This is a genomic window from Candidatus Phytoplasma gossypii (assembly GCF_030586975.1).
Taxonomy (GTDB): Bacteria; Bacillota_I; Bacilli_A; order Acholeplasmatales; family Acholeplasmataceae; genus Phytoplasma; species Phytoplasma citri.
On sequence record NZ_JAOSIT010000001.1, the window covers coordinates 1 to 21,221 of the forward strand.

The 21,221-nt window shown below is 24.0% G+C and carries 16 protein-coding genes and 1 tRNA gene; 5 read left to right on the forward strand and 12 right to left on the reverse strand.

From position 1 onward, the window contains the following. Nucleotides 1-472: 472 nt before the first annotated feature. The 4 genes from OC698_RS00005 to OC698_RS00020 all read left to right on the forward strand — a co-directional run bounded on the left by OC698_RS00005 (nt 473) and on the right by OC698_RS00020 (nt 3,474). Nucleotides 473-1,498 (forward strand): phosphate acyltransferase, encoded by a 1,026-nt coding sequence (locus OC698_RS00005; RefSeq protein ID WP_304512711.1) that lies wholly within the window; start codon nt 473-475, stop codon nt 1,496-1,498. A 14-nt stretch (nt 1,499-1,512) separates the two neighbouring features. Beyond that, the gene (gene rnc, locus OC698_RS00010) at nt 1,513-2,193 is read left to right on the forward strand and encodes a ribonuclease III (RefSeq protein ID WP_304512712.1); all 681 of its coding nucleotides are present in this window, start codon (nt 1,513-1,515) and stop codon (nt 2,191-2,193) included. Continuing rightward, nucleotides 2,193-2,807 carry a DnaD domain protein gene (locus tag OC698_RS00015; RefSeq protein WP_304512713.1) on the forward strand — a complete coding sequence of 205 codons (615 nt, stop codon included), beginning with the start codon at nt 2,193-2,195 and terminating at the stop codon, nt 2,805-2,807. The genes rnc and OC698_RS00015 overlap by 1 nt, the downstream gene beginning before the upstream one ends. Nucleotides 2,808-2,958: 151 nt before the next feature. Next, nucleotides 2,959-3,474, forward strand: a complete 516-nt coding sequence (locus OC698_RS00020) for a hypothetical protein (protein ID WP_304512714.1) — start codon at nt 2,959-2,961, stop codon at nt 3,472-3,474. 41 nt (nt 3,475-3,515) lie between these two features. On the opposite strand, the gene OC698_RS00025 is transcribed toward OC698_RS00020, so the two are convergent. The 7 genes from OC698_RS00025 to OC698_RS00055 all read right to left on the reverse strand — a co-directional run bounded on the left by OC698_RS00025 (nt 3,516) and on the right by OC698_RS00055 (nt 11,238). Next, nucleotides 3,516-5,144 carry a CTP synthase gene (locus OC698_RS00025; protein ID WP_304512715.1) on the reverse strand — a complete coding sequence of 543 codons (1,629 nt, stop codon included), beginning with the start codon at nt 5,142-5,144 and terminating at the stop codon, nt 3,516-3,518. 59 nt (nt 5,145-5,203) lie between these two features. Then, on the reverse strand, nt 5,204-6,076 hold the full coding sequence (locus tag OC698_RS00030; RefSeq protein WP_304512716.1) for a phosphatidylserine decarboxylase: 873 nt from the start codon (nt 6,074-6,076) through the stop codon (nt 5,204-5,206). Further along, nucleotides 6,073-6,777 (reverse strand): CDP-alcohol phosphatidyltransferase family protein, encoded by a 705-nt coding sequence (locus tag OC698_RS00035; RefSeq protein WP_304512717.1) that lies wholly within the window; start codon nt 6,775-6,777, stop codon nt 6,073-6,075. Before OC698_RS00035 ends, OC698_RS00030 begins: the two co-directional genes overlap by 4 nt. A 116-nt stretch (nt 6,778-6,893) precedes the next feature. Next, complete coding sequence (gene rpoE / locus OC698_RS00040; protein WP_304512718.1) at nt 6,894-7,409, reverse strand: DNA-directed RNA polymerase subunit delta; 516 nt, start codon at nt 7,407-7,409, stop codon at nt 6,894-6,896. Between the two features lie 155 nt (nt 7,410-7,564). Next, nucleotides 7,565-7,837 (reverse strand): YbaB/EbfC family nucleoid-associated protein, encoded by a 273-nt coding sequence (locus OC698_RS00045; protein ID WP_078122998.1) that lies wholly within the window; start codon nt 7,835-7,837, stop codon nt 7,565-7,567. Nucleotides 7,838-7,936: 99 nt separating this feature from the next. Beyond that, a complete protein-coding gene (gene dnaX / locus OC698_RS00050) occupies nt 7,937-9,778 on the reverse strand; it encodes a DNA polymerase III subunit gamma/tau (RefSeq protein WP_304512719.1) in 1,842 nt (613 codons plus the stop codon). Nucleotides 9,779-9,870: 92 nt separating this feature from the next. Beyond that, complete coding sequence (locus OC698_RS00055) at nt 9,871-11,238, reverse strand: Wadjet anti-phage system protein JetA family protein (RefSeq protein WP_304512720.1); 1,368 nt, start codon at nt 11,236-11,238, stop codon at nt 9,871-9,873. Between the two features lie 161 nt (nt 11,239-11,399). Here OC698_RS00055 and OC698_RS00060 point away from each other — a divergent pair, with 161 nt between their 5' ends. Then, the gene (locus OC698_RS00060; protein ID WP_304512721.1) at nt 11,400-12,029 is read left to right on the forward strand and encodes a nitroreductase family protein; all 630 of its coding nucleotides are present in this window, start codon (nt 11,400-11,402) and stop codon (nt 12,027-12,029) included. An 872-nt stretch (nt 12,030-12,901) separates the two neighbouring features. On the opposite strand, the gene OC698_RS00065 is transcribed toward OC698_RS00060, so the two are convergent. The 5 genes from OC698_RS00065 to OC698_RS00085 form a co-directional block, all read right to left on the reverse strand. After that, nucleotides 12,902-13,249: a hypothetical protein gene (locus OC698_RS00065; RefSeq protein WP_304512722.1), complete on the reverse strand. Its 348-nt coding sequence runs from the start codon at nt 13,247-13,249 to the stop codon at nt 12,902-12,904. 999 nt (nt 13,250-14,248) lie between these two features. Further along, entirely contained in the window at nt 14,249-15,586 is a 1,338-nt protein-coding gene (locus tag OC698_RS00070; protein ID WP_304512743.1) for an FAD-dependent oxidoreductase, read from the reverse strand. A gap of 153 nt (nt 15,587-15,739) precedes the next feature. Further along, entirely contained in the window at nt 15,740-20,173 is a 4,434-nt protein-coding gene (locus OC698_RS00075) for an exonuclease domain-containing protein (protein ID WP_304512723.1), read from the reverse strand. Nucleotides 20,174-20,294: 121 nt separating this feature from the next. Continuing rightward, nucleotides 20,295-20,382, reverse strand: a tRNA-Leu gene (locus tag OC698_RS00080). Between the two features lie 303 nt (nt 20,383-20,685). Then, on the reverse strand, nt 20,686-21,219 hold the full coding sequence (locus OC698_RS00085) for a helix-turn-helix domain-containing protein (protein ID WP_304512724.1): 534 nt from the start codon (nt 21,217-21,219) through the stop codon (nt 20,686-20,688). Between the last annotated feature and the right edge of the window lie 2 nt (nt 21,220-21,221).

Sequence of the window (21,221 nt, forward strand, 5' to 3'; positions counted from 1 at the left end):
AAGAATACGGACATGAATATAATTGGATAAAAGAGGGAAAGGTGAAACACGACAAAATACTAGCGGATAGAGACGAATTAGAAATAATCCGGACCTATAAAACAATTGTTAGAGGAATTATCCAATAGTTAGAATACAAATTTAGGAAAATTTCCTATTTTATTTAAAGAGTGTTATTTATAATGAATACCAAAAAAATAAATAATCTATTACTATTATTAAATAAATAAAAATTAAAATTTTTAAATCATGTTAAATTTATTTCATATTCAAATAAGAAATAACCTTAATAAAAGATATTATTTTTGATAATTATTTGAATTGATAATTATAAATGAAAAATGCATTTTTTTAATTAATAATATTAATAAAAAAATCTTATAAAACTTGTAAAGATTTAAATAAACTTTTAATAAAAAAAATGATGACAAAATTTTACAAAAATTAAAAATTTTAAATATAAGGATTTTATATGATTACATTAGCTATAGACGCTATGGGCGGAGATTTCGCACCTAAAACGGTAATTCAAGGAACAATAGAGGCTTTAATTGCAAATCAAAATTTAAATATTTATTTATATGGTATTCAAACTCAAATAGAAGATTGTTTACAAAACATATTTACCACAAATATTTTAAATTCTATTAAAACAAGATTAAAAATTATAAATACTCCTTTATACTTGCCTATGAATGCTAAAAATATCAGAGAAGCCATAAGAGATAATCTTCCTTATTCCATGTTGGTAGCTCTTAGAGACACTGCCGATTCAAAAACTTCAATAGATAGTTTTATAACAGCTGGACCAACACAATCTTTAGTTTTAGCTAGTTATCTTATTATAGAAACTTTACCTAGTATAAAAAGAATATCATTGGCACTTATGTTTAAATCCATCGATCATCGAACTAGAATTTTAACAGATGCAGGAGCTAATGCGGAAATAAAAGCAGAAAATATTTTAGATTTTGTTGTATGTGCTAATTTTTTAGCTCAAACATTATTAAATATTCCTAACCCAAAAATTAAACTTTTAAATATAGGTACAGAGTCTAATAAAGGTAGAAATATAGACATTAATATATTCAAATTATTAAGCAATAATCCCAATATTAATTTCCAAGGCAATGAAGAACCGAATAACTTTTTCAATACAGAAGCTGATATTTTAATAAGCGATGGATTTACAGCCAATATGATTTTAAAAACATTTAAAGGAACTGCAGAAATGTATAAAAGACATTTAAAACAAATACTCACTAGTAATCTTTGCACCCGAATAATTAGCAAAATCTTTTTAGAAAAAAACATAAAAAAACATTTTCAACAATTTAATACGGATGAAACAGGAGGGGCTATATTGTTAGGATTAAACAAACTGATTATCAAAGCTCCTGGAAATTCTACAAGTAATACTTTCTATCAAACTATTAATCAAACTATTAATTTAATCAAAAAAAATTTTTTAAAAAAAATAATTGAAAAATTTCAATAAATACAAGGATTATCATGTATCTTCAAAATTTATTTACAAGATTAAATATAAAACCTAAAAATATTAATTTATATATTAACGCTTTAACACATAGTTCATACGCTAATGAAAATAATTTAAAAAATCAAAATAATGAAAGATTAGAATTTTTAGGTGATTCTATTATTAATTTTCTTATGGCTAATTATCTTTATAGAAAAAATCAAGATAACGAAGGTATAATGACTAAAAAAAGAGCTCAAGCTGTTTGTGTAGCATCTCTATTAATTTATTCAGCTGAAATAAATCTAAAAAAATATATTTTATTAGGAAAAGGCGAACGCAAAAGAGGCATATATAATTATTCCATTATTGCTGATGCTTTCGAAGCTTTATTTGCGGCTATTTATTTAGATTTAGGTTATTTACAAGTTAAAAAAACTTTTCATTATATAGTAGTTCCTTGTTTATCAAAAGTCATAGGTATTATTGATTTTAAAACACAACTACAAGAATTAGTACAAACACGTCATCAACATATTAAATATAAAATTGTTGCTGAAACAGGATTAGCGCATGAAAAAGAATTTATTGCTGAAGTATATTTATCTGAACAACTATTAGGCAAAGGTGAAGGGAAAACCAAAAAATCCGCCGAACAACAAGCAGCTAAAATAGCTTTAGAAAAATTATCACAAGAAAGTAAATTAAAATAATGTTAAAACAAATATATGAAGAAGGATATTTAGATATAGAAAAAATTTTAATTAATCAATATCTAAAACTTAATTTACTCATTAAAGAAGTCAAATTATTATTATTACTCTTTCGACAATACCAAACTCCTATTCTATCAACAGAAAAAATAATACAACAAACTAATTTTTCCCTACCCGAAATAGATACTATTTTAAGAAATTTAATAAAAAAAAATTTTTTATTTTTATATCAACAAAAAATTAATAATCAAGTTCAAGAAATGTTCGATCTTAGTCAAACTTTCGATAAAATTGAAAATTTATATAAACAGCTAAAATTAAATAAATTAAAACCTAAAAATACTTCAAATATTAGTAATACTATATCTAATATAGAAAAAATTAAAGGAGATGTTTTAAATAGCCAAGAATTAGAAATAATTAAAAAATGGTATATCGAATTTAATTATCCACAAGACAAAATTACAAAAGCGATCCGACAAGCACATATTCACAAAAAAAAATCTATTTTTTACATCAACAGTTTACTAAATTATCAAAATAAACAAAATATATCGCAAGATAAAAATATAGAAAAAAATCTACATAAAATTTTTGATAAAATAAAATAATAAGTTAAAAATAAATAATTTATTATTTTACCTTATCTAATGCTAAAAATATGTTATAATTGAAGGCGATATTGAATCTTTTTTTATAAACCAAAAGATTTAATAATATAATAAAATTATAATAATATAGAGGAGAAGAAAAAGTTTCTTTATGAATCACAAAGAAAATTTTTTACAAACTAAAAACGGCAAAATTACAGTTGGTGTGTTAGCATCTTTAGCTATAGCTATAGTTGTTTATCTAATAGCAGCTAAATTCTTACATTGGAAACCTTTTAACATAACAACATTAACAAATAAAGATTTTGAAAATTTAAAAGTAGACCTTAAAGACTTAACTGGAAAACAAAAAGTAGATGATCTTTCTTCAGACGATGCTAAAAAAGAAGCGCAAAAAGCAGTTGATGGTCTAAAAAAAATAATAGATGCATTTACAGAAAATAACAAAGCAGATGATAAAGATAAAAAAATCTCTAACGCAACAATTCAATCAGCAAATGATTTAAAAACAAAAGCTGATGATGCATTAAAATTTGTTACTGATGAAACTACTGCTCCTAAAACTTGGGAAAATGCAGACGTAGTAAGTTTTGTAAACAAAATGGTTAAAACTACTGACATCGATAGTTTATTCACTAAAGCTAAATCAGATTTAAAATTATCATAAAATCAATTTAATATTTTTTAATAAAATAAAAAAGTGTTCGTTTATGAACACTTTTTTTTATTTTTTTGACGACAAGTTACCGCAGTTAAAATAAAATCTTTAAATAAGGGATGTGGATGAAAAGGCCGAGATAAAAATTCTGGATGAAATTGAACTCCTATAAACCAAATATGATCTACTAATTCTATTATTTCTACGATTGATTTTTGCAAATTAAAACCCGAAACTCTAAAATTTTTATTTTGCATAAACATAGAAATATATTCAGAATTCATTTCATAACGTTGACGATATCTTTCAGAAATTACTAATTTTCGATAAATCGCATAACTTTTACTTGGAGTTATAATTTTAGTCTTCTTTAAACCTAATCTTAAAGTCCCTCCCATATCAGTATCACTAATTTTGCATTTAATTACCGGATGAGGAGTATTTTCATCTATCTCCGTCGAATTTGCTCCGAATAAATTTAACACATTATTAGCATATTCCACCACAGCCAACTGCATACCTAAGCAAATCCCAAAAAAAGGGATATTTCGGCAGCGAGCATAACGAATAGCTTGTAATTTTCCTTCAATAGCTCGACTACCAAAACCACCAGGAACTAAAATACCATCACAGTCACACAAAAAATCATGTACATTATCACTATTAATATCTTCAGAATAAATAAATTGAATATCAATGCCTACTTTATTAAAATAAGCTGCATGTTTAAGAGCTTCTACTACAGATAAATAAGCATCATGAAAAGCAGTATATTTACCAACTATACCAATCTTAACAACTTTTTTTAAAATTTTCATCTGTTGAATCATTTCTTGCCATGCTGATAAATTAGCTAATGGTAAAGATTCTAAATTAAAAAAATTCAAGATGAAATTATCAATTCGTTGAGCATGCAAATTCAGAACAATAGTTTCCACAATAGAAACATTCACATTAGAAAAAATAGCTTCTTTTTTAACATCACATAAAATCGAAATTTTTTCTTTTATTTCTGCCGAAATATCACTTTCACTTCTTAAAATCAAAATTTGAGGTTGAATACCTAAAGATCTCAACTCCTTCACACTATGTTGCGTAGGTTTAGTTTTAGGTTCTCCTGAAAATTTTAAAAAAGGTATTAAAGTATTATGTATATATAAAACATTTTCAAAACCCAAATCTTGTCGCAATTGACGAATTGCTTCTATAAAAGGTAATGATTCTATATCACCAATAGTTCCTCCTATTTCCACAATTAAAATATCATATTGACAAGAATAAACATTTTTTAAAATTCGCGATTTAATTTCATCTGTAATATGAGGAATAACTTGAATAGTTTTTCCTAAATAATTTCCTTGACGTTCTTGTTGAATAACATATTGATAAATTTGACCTGCTGTAATACTCGAATCTTTAGTAAGATTAATATTTAAATATCTTTCATAATGACCCAAATCTAAATCGGTTTCGGCTCCATCATTAGTCACAAAAACTTCACCATGTTGTTGTGGACTCATAGTTCCCGAATCTACATTAATATATGGATCTAGTTTTTGCATAAAAATTTTTAAATTACGTTGTTTTAATAAATATCCCAGAGAAGAAGCTAACAAACCCTTGCCTAATCCAGAAACAACTCCGCCTGTAATAAAAATAATTTTAGTTTTTTTGCGCATTGATAAATTAACTATCCATTCATTATTATTTTTTTAATTTCATTCTACCTTTATTAAATTTAATTTTTCAATTTAAAACCTATAGTCTCTCCTATATTAACTTTAGTTTCTACACCGATTTGAGAATTATTCAAAATTAATTGATTAAATTTAATTTTATTAGGTTCAACTAAGAGCACAATAACAGAACCTCCAAAAGAAAAAAACCCCTTTTCCTGGCCTTTTTGAAAACTACGGATCGGATGGTTATTGATTTTACCTACTAATAAAGCTCCTACTTCCATTTGTATAATATCCCCAAAATTACAAGTTTTTAAAATAGTATATTCACGACTATTTTCCGAAAAAACATTAAAATATTTAAAAGCAATAGGATTAACTGTATGTAATTTCCCTTTAATTTTCACACGCTTTTCATCTTGAATGCCCTGATCTATAAAAATATATCTGTGATAATCAAAAATTTGCAATCTCAACATCACTAAAAAACCATTAAGATATTTTTGAACTAAATAATCATTTTTCAAAAGATCATTTAAATGATAAGAAGTATTTTTAATATTAAAAAAGCTATCAGCATTAATATTAAAAATACGAATTTGACCCTCTCCAGGACTAATAAAAGTCGAACGAGAAGCATCAAAATTAATTTTTTTATAAACACGAATAAAAAAATCATTATAAGATTTAAATGAATTTTTCGTAAATAAACCAGTATTAATGCGATTTTTAATGATAATCTTTTTCACATGAACACGCGAAAAGATAGAATTTAAATAAAAACTAAATATTTTGCTAAAAATACGAGAAATAAATATTCTTAACAAAAAACGTTTCCACCATTTTTTTTGTATATCTTGATATAAAAATTTTTGCAACCAACTACTTGTCACTTGCTTGTGTTTGTTGTTCGTTCGAAATAAAAAATTCACATTCTCCTCGCATTAAAAAAAATATTTTTGTTCATAAATAAAAAAACAAAAATAATAATAAATAATAAACACAAAATCAATAACACTCCCAAGATATCAGGTTTATTAAAATGAAGTTTATCGCTAATAAATAAAAAAGATAATAACATTAAGCAAAAAACATATACACTTATAAAAATTTTATCCCAATACAATATTCTAAAAGGATCGAAAACGAATAATAAAACTAATAAAGGAAACAAAATAGATGCAACGGTTACAGGAACACCAACAAAACTAGAAATACTTGCTTTTTTTTTAGAACTTTCGTTCAAAACATTAAAATAAGCTAAACGAATTAAAGATGTCAAAAGATATAAACAACTAATTAAAATAAAAGCAATATCATAATAATTTTTAAAATCTAAATCTTTATTAAAAATTTTTTTATAAAAGGATATACCTATAAAAATAGGTAACATACCGAAACTAATCAAATCAGCTAAAGAATCTATTTGGACACCATATTTTTTTTCTTTAAGAGAACGACTTTTTTTGCAACGACTAATAACACCATCTAAAACATCTAAAATGCCAGATAATAACAATAAAAGACAAGCACCAATAATTTTGTTTTGAGTAGCGAATACCACTCCCAAAAATCCACTTAACAAATTTAAATAAGTCAAATAAACAGTATAATTATACATTCCTAAAAACATAATTCGCTATTACAACCTTCATCTATTATAAATCGAGAAAAACACTTAATCATGTTTTAATTAATATAATCTTCCTAAAATGATATAAAAAATGAAAAATTAGGAACATAACTTACTCAATAATTATATTCGTTAATATCTTCATTTTTATCTTCTGTATTAGAAGAATCACTTTCATCTCTTAGAGAAGCTTCATCATCGTCTAAAACTGTATCATCTATATCTTCTAAAATTTCACGATCAGCTGTTTCATCTGTAGGGATAAAATCCGAATCATTTTCTAATCGAAAATCATCATCCAAATTATTAGAATATTTTAAATCTAATAATTCAGGATCAATATCAGATTTCTCTTCATCTACATAATATTCTTTATCCCATAAATCTAAATTATCAGTTTTAATCCCCCATAAATCTTCACCATGAAATACAAATAATCCGCTAACAACAATATCCGAATACAATTGCAAAAAACGTTCCTGTTGTAAATCTTTTATTTTTTTTACTTGAAAAACCTGTTCTATTAATTGATGAATAGGCATAGGTTTTTGATTTTTTTGCAAAATATCTAAAGCCAATTCTAACATAGAATATTCTAAATAATTTTGATTATTACTTGTTTCGTTTATCATAATATTTCCAATAACCTTCTTTTTTGTATTTTTTTAACAATTATTCAAACTATTAAACTTATAAATATTCATAAAAAAAACATCCATAATAACCAATAACGTTTATAAGCAATATTAAAATCAAATTAACTCCAAAAACTTCTAATTGACAATTCTTAAACTTCTAAATATTCCGAAGCTCTTGTAATAACATCGCGAGAAGCTTTATCAACCTGCTGTAAAACATTATTAAAAGATAATAAAATACTTTCTTGTAATAGATCTAAATTTTGAAGAATTTGAGAATTTTGAATACGTACATCAATAACTTGTTTAGTTCCTTGCATCACAATCATTACATCACCAACACAAGCGGTAAACTCTCTAGATTCTAATTTTTTTTGCTCATATTTAATTGATTCTTGAATTCTTTTTAATTTTTCGAACATATTACATTCCGTTCCTTATTCTAAATTATGATTTTAATCCGTCAATCACTATATTATAACTACAATAGGAATAAAATATTAAAAAAATTGTCTTATTTATCATTTTGATCTAACCTTATCAATGTCAAAATATTCAATAGCTAACTTAAAAAAATGAGTTTTTTCGGCAAAATTATTAGAATCATCAGAGACTAATAATTGAACATTATTCGATGAATTAACGTTCGAATTTATTAAAAAATTATGTTGAGACGTAAATGTAGCATGTTTTAAATAAAAATTCACATCCAATTTAGACAATTCAGAATCACATATATAACGTTTTTTTTGATATTTTTCAAAAAGAGGAAATAATTTTTGTTCCCAATCTTGATGCAAAATTACAAAATACTCTTTTATTAATTTTTTTTTGTTATTTAAAATAGTTTTTATTTTATTTTTAATATGCGGTTTAAGTAATTGTTTATATTCTTCGGTATTATCGCAAGCAATCAACCATTCTTTATTTAAATTAATTAAACACAATTTACTTTTATATAAACACATAGCAGCCATTTCCAAGTTTTTATCGGAAATTTCCGTTAATTTATGCCAATTTTTCAATAATTTTTGAGTCATAGATATATCAGGAGTTATTAAAATTTGTTTGATACCATATAAAAAACTATCTAATTTTTCGGAATTTAAATCACTATCATTTGCGCATTCAAACTCAAAAACACTAGAATTTACCGATAAACTAATATTATTTAAAGAAGTAGTGGTTAAGGGCTTTGGAAATGATAATGACTCTCTTTTAGGCATAACATTTTCTAGATTAACCCCGCTATTATCATAAGTGATATTTTGATTATTTAAAATACCTTTTTTTTTATATGAGATTAAAAACTCTTTTAAGCGAATGCAATTGATAATAAAATATTTTTTTTTATGAAAATTATGTTTAAGATTATTTTTCCAAGTAAATAAAAAAATAAAAAATTGATCTTTAGAATTAATATCTAAATTTTTAAATATTTTTTTAAAATTATTTTCATCATCATCTTTCCATTCTTGAATAAATAAAGTTAGAAAAAAATCTATTAAGTCTTCCATAAAAAATAAAATATCTACATGAGGATGCAAAAGATTTTCTAAAAAATCAATCATCGTAACAAAATCACCATATAATAAATAATTAATTAATTCCTTCATTTTATATTTCGGAACTAATCCTAAAATTTTTGAAACTTCGTCCGAACTGATATGACTATTATGATAATAAGTGCTAACTTGTTCCAATCTATTTAAGGCATCCCGCATACTACCTTTAGAAAAAAGAGCAATTTGATACAAAGCATTTTCGTGAATATCAATATTTTCTTTAATAGATATAAATTTCAATTGTTTTACGATATCTTCTGTTGTAATCGGTTTTAATCCGAAATGTTGAGTACGCGAAATAATAGTTTTAGGAATTTTATCAAATTCACTTGTAATTAAAATAAAAATAATTTTAGCAGGCGGTTCTTCTAATAATTTTAACAAAGCATTAAAAGCATTATAAGATAAAACATGAACTTCATCGATAATATAAATTTTATATTTGCCAAAAATAGGTTTATATTTTGAAGTATCTTGTAATTCTCTAATTTCATCTACACCATTATAAGAAGCACCGTCTATCTCAATTAAATCTAAATTGTTTCTTTGATTTATACTTATACAAGATTTACATAAATTACAACAATCGAAACTAGAATCATTAGAACAATTAATAGCTTTAGCTAAATTTTTTGCTAGGGTTGTTTTGCCCACTCCCTTATCACCGCTAAACAAATAACAATGATTTATCTTACAATATTGAATAGCATTTTTTAAAGTTTTAACAATAATATCTTGGCCAATAATATTTTGAAAATTTTGAGGCCTATATTTACGATATAAAGACAAATAATTCATAACTCGACAACACCTTTTTGATTTTATTCTGTTAATTTTGCTTTAATTTAAATAATTATAAATTATTATCAGAGAATTAATTGAATTAATTTCTATTTTTTAATTATTAAAAAATTAGAAAAAGAGATATCATTAACTATAATTCTATGATACAAAGGTTTAATAGAATAAAAATTCATTAATTTGGAAGAATATAATAAAATTAACATTAATCGAGATAAATCTTGAGGTTTTTCTAAATTAATATCGGAAGCTAAATAATAATTTTGATTAAATTGTAAATTTTTAACAAATTTAAGAATATTATTTTTAGTATAAAAAAAATCTTTCTTTAATAAACAATTTTTTTTATTTTTTAATAAATTTTTTGATTTTTCCGATATTAAAGTTAATTTACTAATAACAAAATTTTGCTTATGACGGCGAGGTTTATAAAAGGAAAATTGATCTAAATTACGAATATAACTCAAATTAAATAAATAATTATATTCAAAAACATGATCATGAATCAATCTAATACCACGAAGCAATAAGTTTAACAAATTATCGTTTTTATTATCAAACAATAAAATTCGCTGACAAATAATTTGTAAATATTGTTCGTTTTTAATATCAATAATTTCTATTAATCTATCGGCAATTTTTAAATTCAATTTCATTTGCTGAATTTGTTCTTTGATTATTTCAACATTTTCTTCTAAAGTTTTTTGATTAATAAGGCATAATTGTTCACTTAAAGATTTTACGTAAATATGATAATCTTCCAATTGATTTAAAAATAAATTAATATATCTACGATATTTAAAAAAATTATCCGATGTTTTTAACCAATAATAAGAAGAATCAAAAAAATTTTTTTTATAATTTCTTAACAATTGGGATAATAAAAGTTGTGTGTTTATGTAGTTTTTAGAATTTAACAAATTATAATAAAAACGATAAATATTAGACTTTAAAATTTTTAATTTCCACAAAATATTTTGTGTTTTAATTAAAGCTTCATAAAAATTAGCATAATTTTTTTCTATTAATAAAGATTTTAACAAAGCATAAATACTATAAATATTACCAATGGATTCAGGTTTTACTTGGTTTACAGTTTTTTTAAAAAAATGAATCATTTCTAAACTATAATCAAAAAAACTTAAACAATCATTATTGTAACCAATTCGTTCTTCGCCAATCCATCCATATTTTTTTAATAAATAAATAATTTTGGAAGCTTTTTGTTTAGCATCAACTGAAACTTGTAAATCAATTTCATCATCCAAAAAGAAATTATTTTTATTAAAATAGTTTTCTAATACAGAAATGGCTAAATTTTTATTAATATATCCATCAAATTCGTCATTTGCTAAATCTGCTAATAATAAAAGACAATCTAAATAAATTTCTTTATTAGAAGAAGATAATAAATTAAAAAAATTTAATGGTAAAATATCGAATAAATTACACGACATATTTTAAAATCCAAAAAACCTTTCTAATTTATTTATTTTATTATCGAAAATATTAATTTATGAAACTTATTGTCAAATTTGTTAAAATACATTGTCTAAAATTATATAAAATATAAACAAATGTTAAATAATTTAACTTAAATAAAGGATTAAAAAACAAAATGAAAATTAAAACTATTAGATCTTTTGATCCCGATCACCAAATACCGATTAAAATTTGGCAAACAATTTTTCAAGAAATTCGATATACCCCTTCCTCTTTTGATTTACAACCATGGCGTTTTTTTATAATTACTAAATCTACAGATAAAGAAAAACTAAAAAAATGTATGATAGGAAATATTCCACAAACCACAAATAGTTCTGCTATCATCATATTATGCGGAAACATTAACAAAGTCCAAGATGCTTCATATATTTATAACAATAAACTAAAACATAAAAATATCTCATTAATCCAAAAAGAAATTATTTTAAAACAAATACAAAAACATTACCATAACATGAATCCACAAACATTAAAAAATGAAATTTTTTTTGAGTGTGGTTTAATTGCCTGCAATCTTGTTATTACTTTACAACATTTTAATTATAATACTTGTTTTATGGGAGGTTGTTATTTTGATAAATTAAATGAATTATTCAATATAGAAAAAAAATACATACCTATTATTCTAATAGCTGTAGGTCAAAGTAATAAGAAAGATAAAATTGAATCTACAATAAATAAAAATATCGAAAACTCAATACCATTCAAACTAACTATAAATGATTTTGTTAATTTTTTATAAATTTCATTTCATTTGTTAAAATAAAATTTTTTTAAAAATATATAAATCACAAATACCCCCACAAGTTTATAAAATTTATAAAAAATCCCAAAATTATTAAAAATATTTAGATTATTTAAAAATTACTTACAAAAATAAATTCAAATAATTATTATATATTTTTTTAAAGAAAAAATCTTAAAAAAATCAACAATATAATCTGATTTTTTTAAAATAAAAATATCTCTTATTTATATTTTATTAAATAAATATCAATCCATTAATAAATAAATTATAAAATTTTTTTAATTCATAAAAAATAAAACAATAGAAATTAAAAATTTAATTTTTTATAAATATTAAATTTTTAAATTTAATTTAAAAAATTTATAAAAAAAATTAATACAAATGGTGGAGATGAGGGGATTCGAACCCCTGTACAAAATTAATCAGTTTTATTTGTTGTACATAATTATTTTGTTTTATGGGATCAAAAACAAACAAAAAATATTTAATAAATGTAAAAATAAAAAATAATTAATTCAATAATATAATATTTTAATTTTTTAAATATCTAATTAATAAATAACCTAGATATTTTCAAAATTAATTAATAAAGCAAAATCAAAAATTATATAAATTTAATTTGCTTACGCTGCCATTGCGCGTCCAAAAACAGAATTTGATTCTGGATTAGAAACCCAAGTGTTTTCATTTTTATATTCATTTTGACTATTTTTATTTTCTTTAGTGCCGTTTATTAAAAACCTCGAACGTTTTTACTTGCGCAACCAAGTTATGACAAATAAAACTTTTTAATTTTGGCGAAACCAATAAACATCCCCATCTATATTTTAATTTAAAAAAAAATATAATCAATAAATAAATATTGATTAATTTTTTTTAATTTTAGGTAATAAAGATGATAAAAATTCACTCTTCAAATTGTGTAAAAAAATAAGAGATGAATGAACAAATTCTAACCAATAGTGCAATAATTTATCATAATTAGTGATAACAGTATCTTGGGTTGAAATTTTATTAATTTCATATATTGGTTTTTGACTTTGAGGATAATCTTCTGTATTATGTACATCATTAATTTTTCTAGTATTATATTCTAATTTTTTTTTATAAAAAGGTTCATTTTCTACAGCTTTTTGATATAAAAGAGTTCCGCATAAAGCTATACAAATATTAAACATAATAAAAAAAATAATATTAAATAATTTGAAAAACATAATATAAAAAACCTCTTCAGAATATTTGCAAATAAAATTACAAGAATAAAATATATTTGATTTTAATTATTTTATTTAATAAGGATAGATTAATTGTGTTTTATTCAGCGATTTGTATTTGCTGTTTTATTTACAATTAGCTCCCGTCCAAAAGGTGCGAGCAAGTTTCCGAGCATCCGGCTTTACCTAATTTACTCTCTTGCGAGAACTAAATTTCTCCTCACGGTTGATTAGCAATAAATTATTCATTCCTTGTTATAGTTCTCTTTTTAAAGAGTAGCTATTTGAAAAACAATATTGAATTTTATCCAATGTTCGCAAAAGTTTAGTTTCTGGTGAAACCGTTGTTAACATAACTTATCAACTCCTTTCTTGATGTCATTGAATAAATATTAAATTACTTTTTTCTTTCGCCCTATGAGAGTAATTAACTCTATTCTCGGTAAGACGATTAACTAAATTATTCCAAATTTAGGTTTTATCCTTACGACTACTCAAAAGATTCTTTATCCTTGACCATCCGGGCTTTTATTTCCGAATTAGTAAACTTAATTACTTGGTTTTAGGATTCTCCAAGTTACGCTACATTTCGACCTTAATTCTTTAGGGGAAGTATCCTCTTTCGGAAGGCTGATTCCAAGTTTTCTTGATTTGATAAACTACTCAGTACTTATGTCATATACTAGTATACTCTGGACTGTCCGTTTCAGCAACTTCCGGAACAGGTTTTATGATTACTTCAATTTTCCTTCTTAGGCCATTGCAGGATTCTCCGTGGAATTATTTGGCGGCGGGTCTTTTTGACTAATTTGCTTTCGTCGTAATCCGCTTTTATGGTCTGCTATAATCTGACATTCTTTCGTTTTTCAGACCGACCATCTCCTTTCCGGGTTTATCAGCCCTGGCTATTGGTTAAATAGCAGGAAATTTAGGCCTCTTTGGCGCCCTCGCTAATCACATAAAGTTTTTCAAAAAAGAAACATTTCATAAAAATTTGAATTATTTGAAACACCTTAAAGTAGCTAATTGCAATAAACTAAAAGGTTTATTGTAATGAGGATTAAAATAAGAATCAATAGAAAATAAACTTTCGACAGTCATCTGTTTTTGAATACACAAGCTCAAAATATTGATTTGTTCCAACAAATTAGATTTAGATAAAATTTGACCACCTAAAATTTTTTTAGTGTCTTTTTCAAATATAATCTTGAAAATAACTCCGTTATAGTCAGGCATAAACTCAGGTTTATCAGCATCTTTAATAACTTCAAAATCATAATTTAATTTCAATCGTGAAGCCACATATTCCGTAATTCCCGTAGAAGCAATATTGAGTTCATATATTTTAATAGCGCTAGTGCCTTGAACTCCAGAAAATGCTATTCTATTATTTTTAATATTTAAACCTACAATAGTTCCTGTTTTAACAGCATTTGTAGCCAAAGGAATGTATTTATAATCCATTAAAGGGTTATATAATACATTAATACAATCACCGCAAGCATAAACATCAGGATGAGAAGTTTGTAAAAATTCGTTTACAATAAAAGCACCATTGAGTGATGTTTTTAAATAATTATGAGCAATACTGGAATTAGGAACGAAACTAATACATAAAATAACCATTTCTGTAGCAAAAATATCTTTATCAGTTTTTACATGAGTAACTAATTCATTTTCAGTAACAAATTGAGACACTTTTTGTCCTAAAGCCAAACGAACATGATTATTTATAAATTGTTGTTGAGCAGGTTCAGTAAATTCAGCATCTAAATATTTAGACATAATTCTATCTTCAGCATCAATTAAAACAACTTTTTTGTTTTGCAAAGAAAAAGCTTCAGCTAACTCAACACCAATATAACCAGCACCTATAATAGTAATATTGTCAACATTACGGGCATATTTAATAATTTCATTCGCATGCTCAAAATTTTTGCATAAAAACAAGTTTTTAGAATTAATTCCTTCTAATTTCGGAATTACTGGCCAAGAACCTGTAGATAAAATCAATTTATCAAAATAATCAAAAAATTCTTCATTAGTTTTTAAATTTTTAACCCAAATTTTTTTCTGATCAAAATCAATCTGTAACACTTCATGTTCTAAACACATATTTATCCCTAATGCAGACAATTCTTGAGCATTAGAATAAAATAAACCTTTTTTATCTTGAACAACTCCACCAATATATAAAGCTATACCACAAGATAAAAACGAAACATTATCGTTTCTTTCGTAAACAGTAATATCAATATTATCATATGGATAAGTTTTTCGAATAGTTTTAACAGCTGCAGTACCCGAATGAGTACAACCGACCACTATAACTTTCATCTTTTCATTCATTAATATCACCTTTTCATCTATTAAAATTATGTTTATAAGTTTCCGTTATTTGAGTTTTTATAAATAATTAATTATAAAAGATATACAATTAAATTATAACATATATAAAAAATTAATTTATAATTTAAAATCAACAAAGTCTTATTCTAAAGGTAATTGTTTAATTAAATTTAAATCATGAAATTTTTTTAAAATTGTTTTATTCAATTTCACTCTTTTTTCAAAATCTTGTTGTGTGAATAATTTTTCGCCACGCGCTTTCACAATATTATTAGCCCCTACTTGACCTAAACCATCAATGGTAATAAAAGGCATAATTAAAGAATTGGATGATAATTCCATCACAAATAGATTAGCTTCGGATTTATTCAAATCAATAGGTAAAAAATTATAACCTCTATCTTTCATTTCTTTAGCAATTTTTAAAGTATGCAATTTTTCTTTTTGAACTAATGTCATCTTTTTTTTATTAATTTTATCAGATTTCTCTAATTTTTTAATAATAGAATCTATTTCATCAGATGACAACATCATATTGTCATAATCAAATTGCGACACTCTAGTAGAAAAATATCCTTTATAAAAAAGTAAAGGGGCATGAACCTTAAACCAAGCTATTCGTAAAGCCATTAAAACATAAGCGGCAGCATGAGGTTTTGGAAAAAGATATTGAATTTTTTGCAAAGACTCGATATACCAATCATCTACGTTATGTTCGCGCATGATTTGAGATAGATTTTGCCATTTTTGTATATCATTATTTTGTTGCCCCTTACGAACTAATTCCATAATTTCAAAAGCCACCAATTTTTCCAAACCTTTAGAAATTAAATAATTTAAAATATCATCACGACAAGTAATCAAATCAAAAATACTTTTATTATTTTTTAAATGATCTTGAGCATTACCTGACCAAACGCCAGTACCATGAGATAAACCTGATACTTTCACTAAAGTAGAAAAATTAAATTTAAAAAAATTAAATTTTTTTCCTTCTGAATTGATTTCTTTCAACATATCACGAACAAAAGGTGTTCCAAATTCAGGAATTGCTCGAGAAGTTTGGTAGTCCGATTTATTAGCAAAAAATTCATAAACTTGTTGATCATCGACAGGAATATCTTGAAATTTTCGAAAGGGAAAAGAAGAAGGATTTTGAAGAACATCATCCATCAAAAACTTAATCAAAGTAGGATCATCATGACCCAAAATATCTAACTTAAATAAATTTTTTTCTAAAGCATGATAATCAAAATGAGTAGTTTTCCATTCGGAAGAAGTATCATTAGCAGGAAATTGGATAGGGGTAACATCATATATGGATAAACCTTTAGGAACAATCACAATGCCGCCAGGATGTTGACCTGTAGAACGTTTTACCCCTTCAATCATTATAGCTCTACGATCTTTTTCGTTATCACTTATTGCAATTTGTCTTTCCTCCATAAAAGATCTAATGTAACCATAAGCATTTTGTTTCGCCACAGTTTGAATAGTTCCAACCCGAAATACACAACTTTCACCTAATAACTCTCTAAAATAATTATGAATTTTATTTTGATAATCTCCAGAAAAATTTAAATCAATATCAGGTTTTCTGTTACCACCGAAACCTAAAAAAGTTTCAAAAGGAATATCTTGACCATCTTTAATAAGAATTTTACCACAAATAGAACAACTTTCTTTAGGTAAATCATAACCTGAAAATACATTTGTAAAATGTTTTTGATATTTTTGTATATCAATAACAAAAGAATATGATTTGAAATAATTTTGATATTCAACATTTTGAAGTTCGGTTAAACCCATTTTCATAATAATATATTTACAAATAGCACAACGATAATGCGGAGGCAAGGGATTGATTTCAGTAATACCCAAAATATTAGCTATAAAAGAAGCCCCTACAGAACCTCGAGAACCTACTGGATAACCATCTTCAGTTGATTTTTTCACTAATAAATAGGATAAATAATAAATTGCGGCAATATTATTATTTTCTAAATTATCTTTAGGAGCAATTACAGATAATTCTTGTTCAATCCTATCTTTAACATTAGGATGTAACAAGTGACCATATAAATTAAAAATTTTTTCATTAATCAAACCTATCATTTCAGCTCTAATACTAGAAATTTTTAAATTTTTCAAAAACATATCATCAGGAATATTAAAAAGTTGATTAGAAAAAAATTGAAATTTTTCAATTTGTTGATTCAATAAATGAGTGTTATTAATTACAATATCTTGTTTCAATTGTTCATCATTAATAAAATCAAAAGCATTTAACATTTCTTGAGTAGTTAAAAAATAATTATCAGGCAAAAATTGTGAAGGATATTTTGAAAGACGGTGTATACCGCCACCAATTAATTTCGCATTAATATAAACTTCACGTAAAACTTTTTCGCAAGAATATAAATAATGAACATCGCCAGTAGCTATAATAATTTTATTTTGTTTCCGAGCTTCTTTAATAATTTTAAAAATAGTATCTTGAATTATACTAAGACCATATGAATTATCATTATCAAATTCTGAAGAACCATTCAAATCATAAATGATATGACGATAAGCCTGAGGAGGTTGGACTTCAATATAATCATAATAAGAAATAGCTTTAGCTAAATCATATTCATCTTTAGATAAAGCGATATTAAACACATTACTATCAAAACAACCACTACCAATTAATAGGCCTTCTCTGTATTTTTCAAAATTAGATTTTAATAAACGAGGGGTTTTCATAAAATCTCTCGTTAAAGCATCACTTATTAAATGAAATAAATTATTATAACCTTTTTTGTTTTTAACTATGATATTAACATGATAAGGTCTCTCAAATTTAATATCTAAAGGACCTTGCAAATCATAAAAATTCAATATTTTTTGAGCTTCTAATTGTTCTAACATTTCTAACAAAACAAGAGCAGTAGCGCGGGCATCAAATAAAGCGTTATGGTATTGACCTTCTGAATCAAGTTTAATTTTAAAAGATTTAACAATTTTTTCTAAATTAAAATATTTTAACAAAGTATTAAAATGCTTTTGAGCTAAAGCTAAAGTATCAATAATAGGTAATAAAGGCCAAGATAAACCAATTTGTTTAGCTACCTCTTGTAAAAATTCTATATCAAAACTAGCATTATGAGCTACCAAAACACAATCAGGACAATCTTTAATAAAATCTAAAAATTTGGGAAAAATTTCTTTAATATGAGGTTTTTTTAACAAAATATCATTAGAAATATTGGTTAATTCCTGAATAAAATGATTAATCTTTATATCTGTCCCAGGATTAATTAATTCATCAAAAAATTCAATAATTTTACCATTTTGAATTTTAACAGCAGCTATAGAAATTATCCTATCCCTAACCTTAGACAAACCAGTGGTTTCAATATCCAAAACCACATAACAATGATTTTTCAAAACAAAATCAGCAAATTTACCAACATTTATCTCTTGATTAGTAATAAAAATCGGTTTTTCTTCGACAAAATTTAATTCTACTCCTACAATAGCTTTAATATTTTTATCAGAAATATATTTAGAAATTTCCGGAAAAGCATACAAACCATCATGATCTGTAAAAGCAATAGCTTCATGTCCCCATTTTTCCGCTAATTCTATATAATTTTTAGCACTAGTAATAGCATCTAAATTGGACATTTTAGTATGTATATGAAATTCAATTCGCTTTTTACCAGGATAATTATCCATTTTTTTAAAAAAAATAGACGAAGAATCTAAAATTTCATAATCTTTTAAATTAAAATAAAATTTATCTTTATTTTTATCTATTCGAATAATAGCTAATATTAATATTCCCTCTCGTAAAAAATTTATTAAATAATCACGTTCTTTTTTAGCTTTGTTTTCATCTTTAGATTTAAAAAATATTGTAACCTTTATAGAATCTTGCAAACTAACAGATTCAACCAAATAAAAACTAATCCAATTTTTATAATTATCATAATTAATAAATTGTAAATAACCTTTAATTAGTATTAAACGTGAAATTTTTTCCGAGCTTTCTTTAAAATTTGATAAAGACAATAAATCTAAATTAAAATTAAAATCAAAATATTGCATAAATAAATTTTTTAATTTCAATAATTTTGATTCTAATTGTTTTTCGTTTATATTTTTCTGTCTTTTAAATAAACATGTTTTGTTATGTATATCCAAAATAATAGGAGTTTTTTGAAAAAAATTTTTTAATTCTGTATCTATATCCAAGTATGCCATAACTTTATCTAACATATATTGATAATGTTTTTTCCAAATATAATCATCCTTTAACAGATTCCAATTTAGAATACGAAAATGCACATTAATTATAGGTTGTAATTGTGCAAAATTTTCTAAATCTTCATTTAATTGTTTTAAAAAAAAATTTTGAAATTCTTTTTCAAAAAATTCAAAATGTGTAGTTTCTTCAGGATATTCTTCTATTTGGAAAAAACAATCCCAACTATTAATTTGTTTATCATCAACCACAACTTCTATTAATGGAAAATTTGGAATATTTTTATTTTTAATAAATTTTATAAATTTTGAATAAAGCTTCATTATCAATCTCAACTTATTTTAATTATTTATTTTTAGTTTATTATCGGAAAATTTCATATATAAAGAAAAAAAACATGAAAAATTTCATGTCACTTTAAAAAAATAATTTTTTTGGATGGTATGGTACTGATGATCGGACTCGAACCGATATAAGTTATTCACTTGTTTGATTTTGAGTCAAATGCGTCTACCAATTCCGCCACATCAGCATTAATAATAAATCAATTATAATAAATTATTAATTAATACTCACTAACCATAATAAAATTATATCATAACGTCTCTTGAAAAACTATCCGTAAAAATTTTTTTCTATTTTAAAAAATTTCATAAAAAATCTTATTATTCTTAAATAAAATATAATTCTAATAAATTTCTTAAAATAAAAAATAATTCCGTAAAACATTATTCTTCTTTCATAATTAATTTTAAAAATCAATATAATTAAACAATATAATAATATTGATTTTCAATTAAATAATAATGTTTATTTATATCATCATGACTATTTTCTAAAAAATAATTATTTTTAAAATTTTAGCATTTTTATAATTTTGATTATTAACAAAATAATATTCTTTATCAGATCCTAAATAAAAAGTATCTTCTTGTTTCAATAAATAATGTAATTTATCTAAAATTAAAAAAATCTCTCCCTCCAAAACAAAAAAAAACTCATGATAAACAGATTTAAATTGTATTTCGGTTTGACCTTGGGGTTTAAGCTCAATAATAAGCGGTTCTATTTTGAATTTATCTAAATTTTTAAAAATATGATAAATTTTATTTTTCAAATGGGGATTATATTGAATATTAAAATCTGTTTTTTTATTGATTGCCATCATAGATTCTTCATTTTGAAAAAAATCTACTATTGAAACTTTAAAAATTTTTAAAATTAAAAACAAAGTATTTAGAGAAGGTAAGATTAAATTATTTTCGATCTGCGAAATATAGCCTGTGGTCATATTAATTTTTTGCGCTAATTCTCTTTGAGTTAATTTTTGTTGCAATCTTAAAGTTCGAATTTTATCACCTATGTACATAT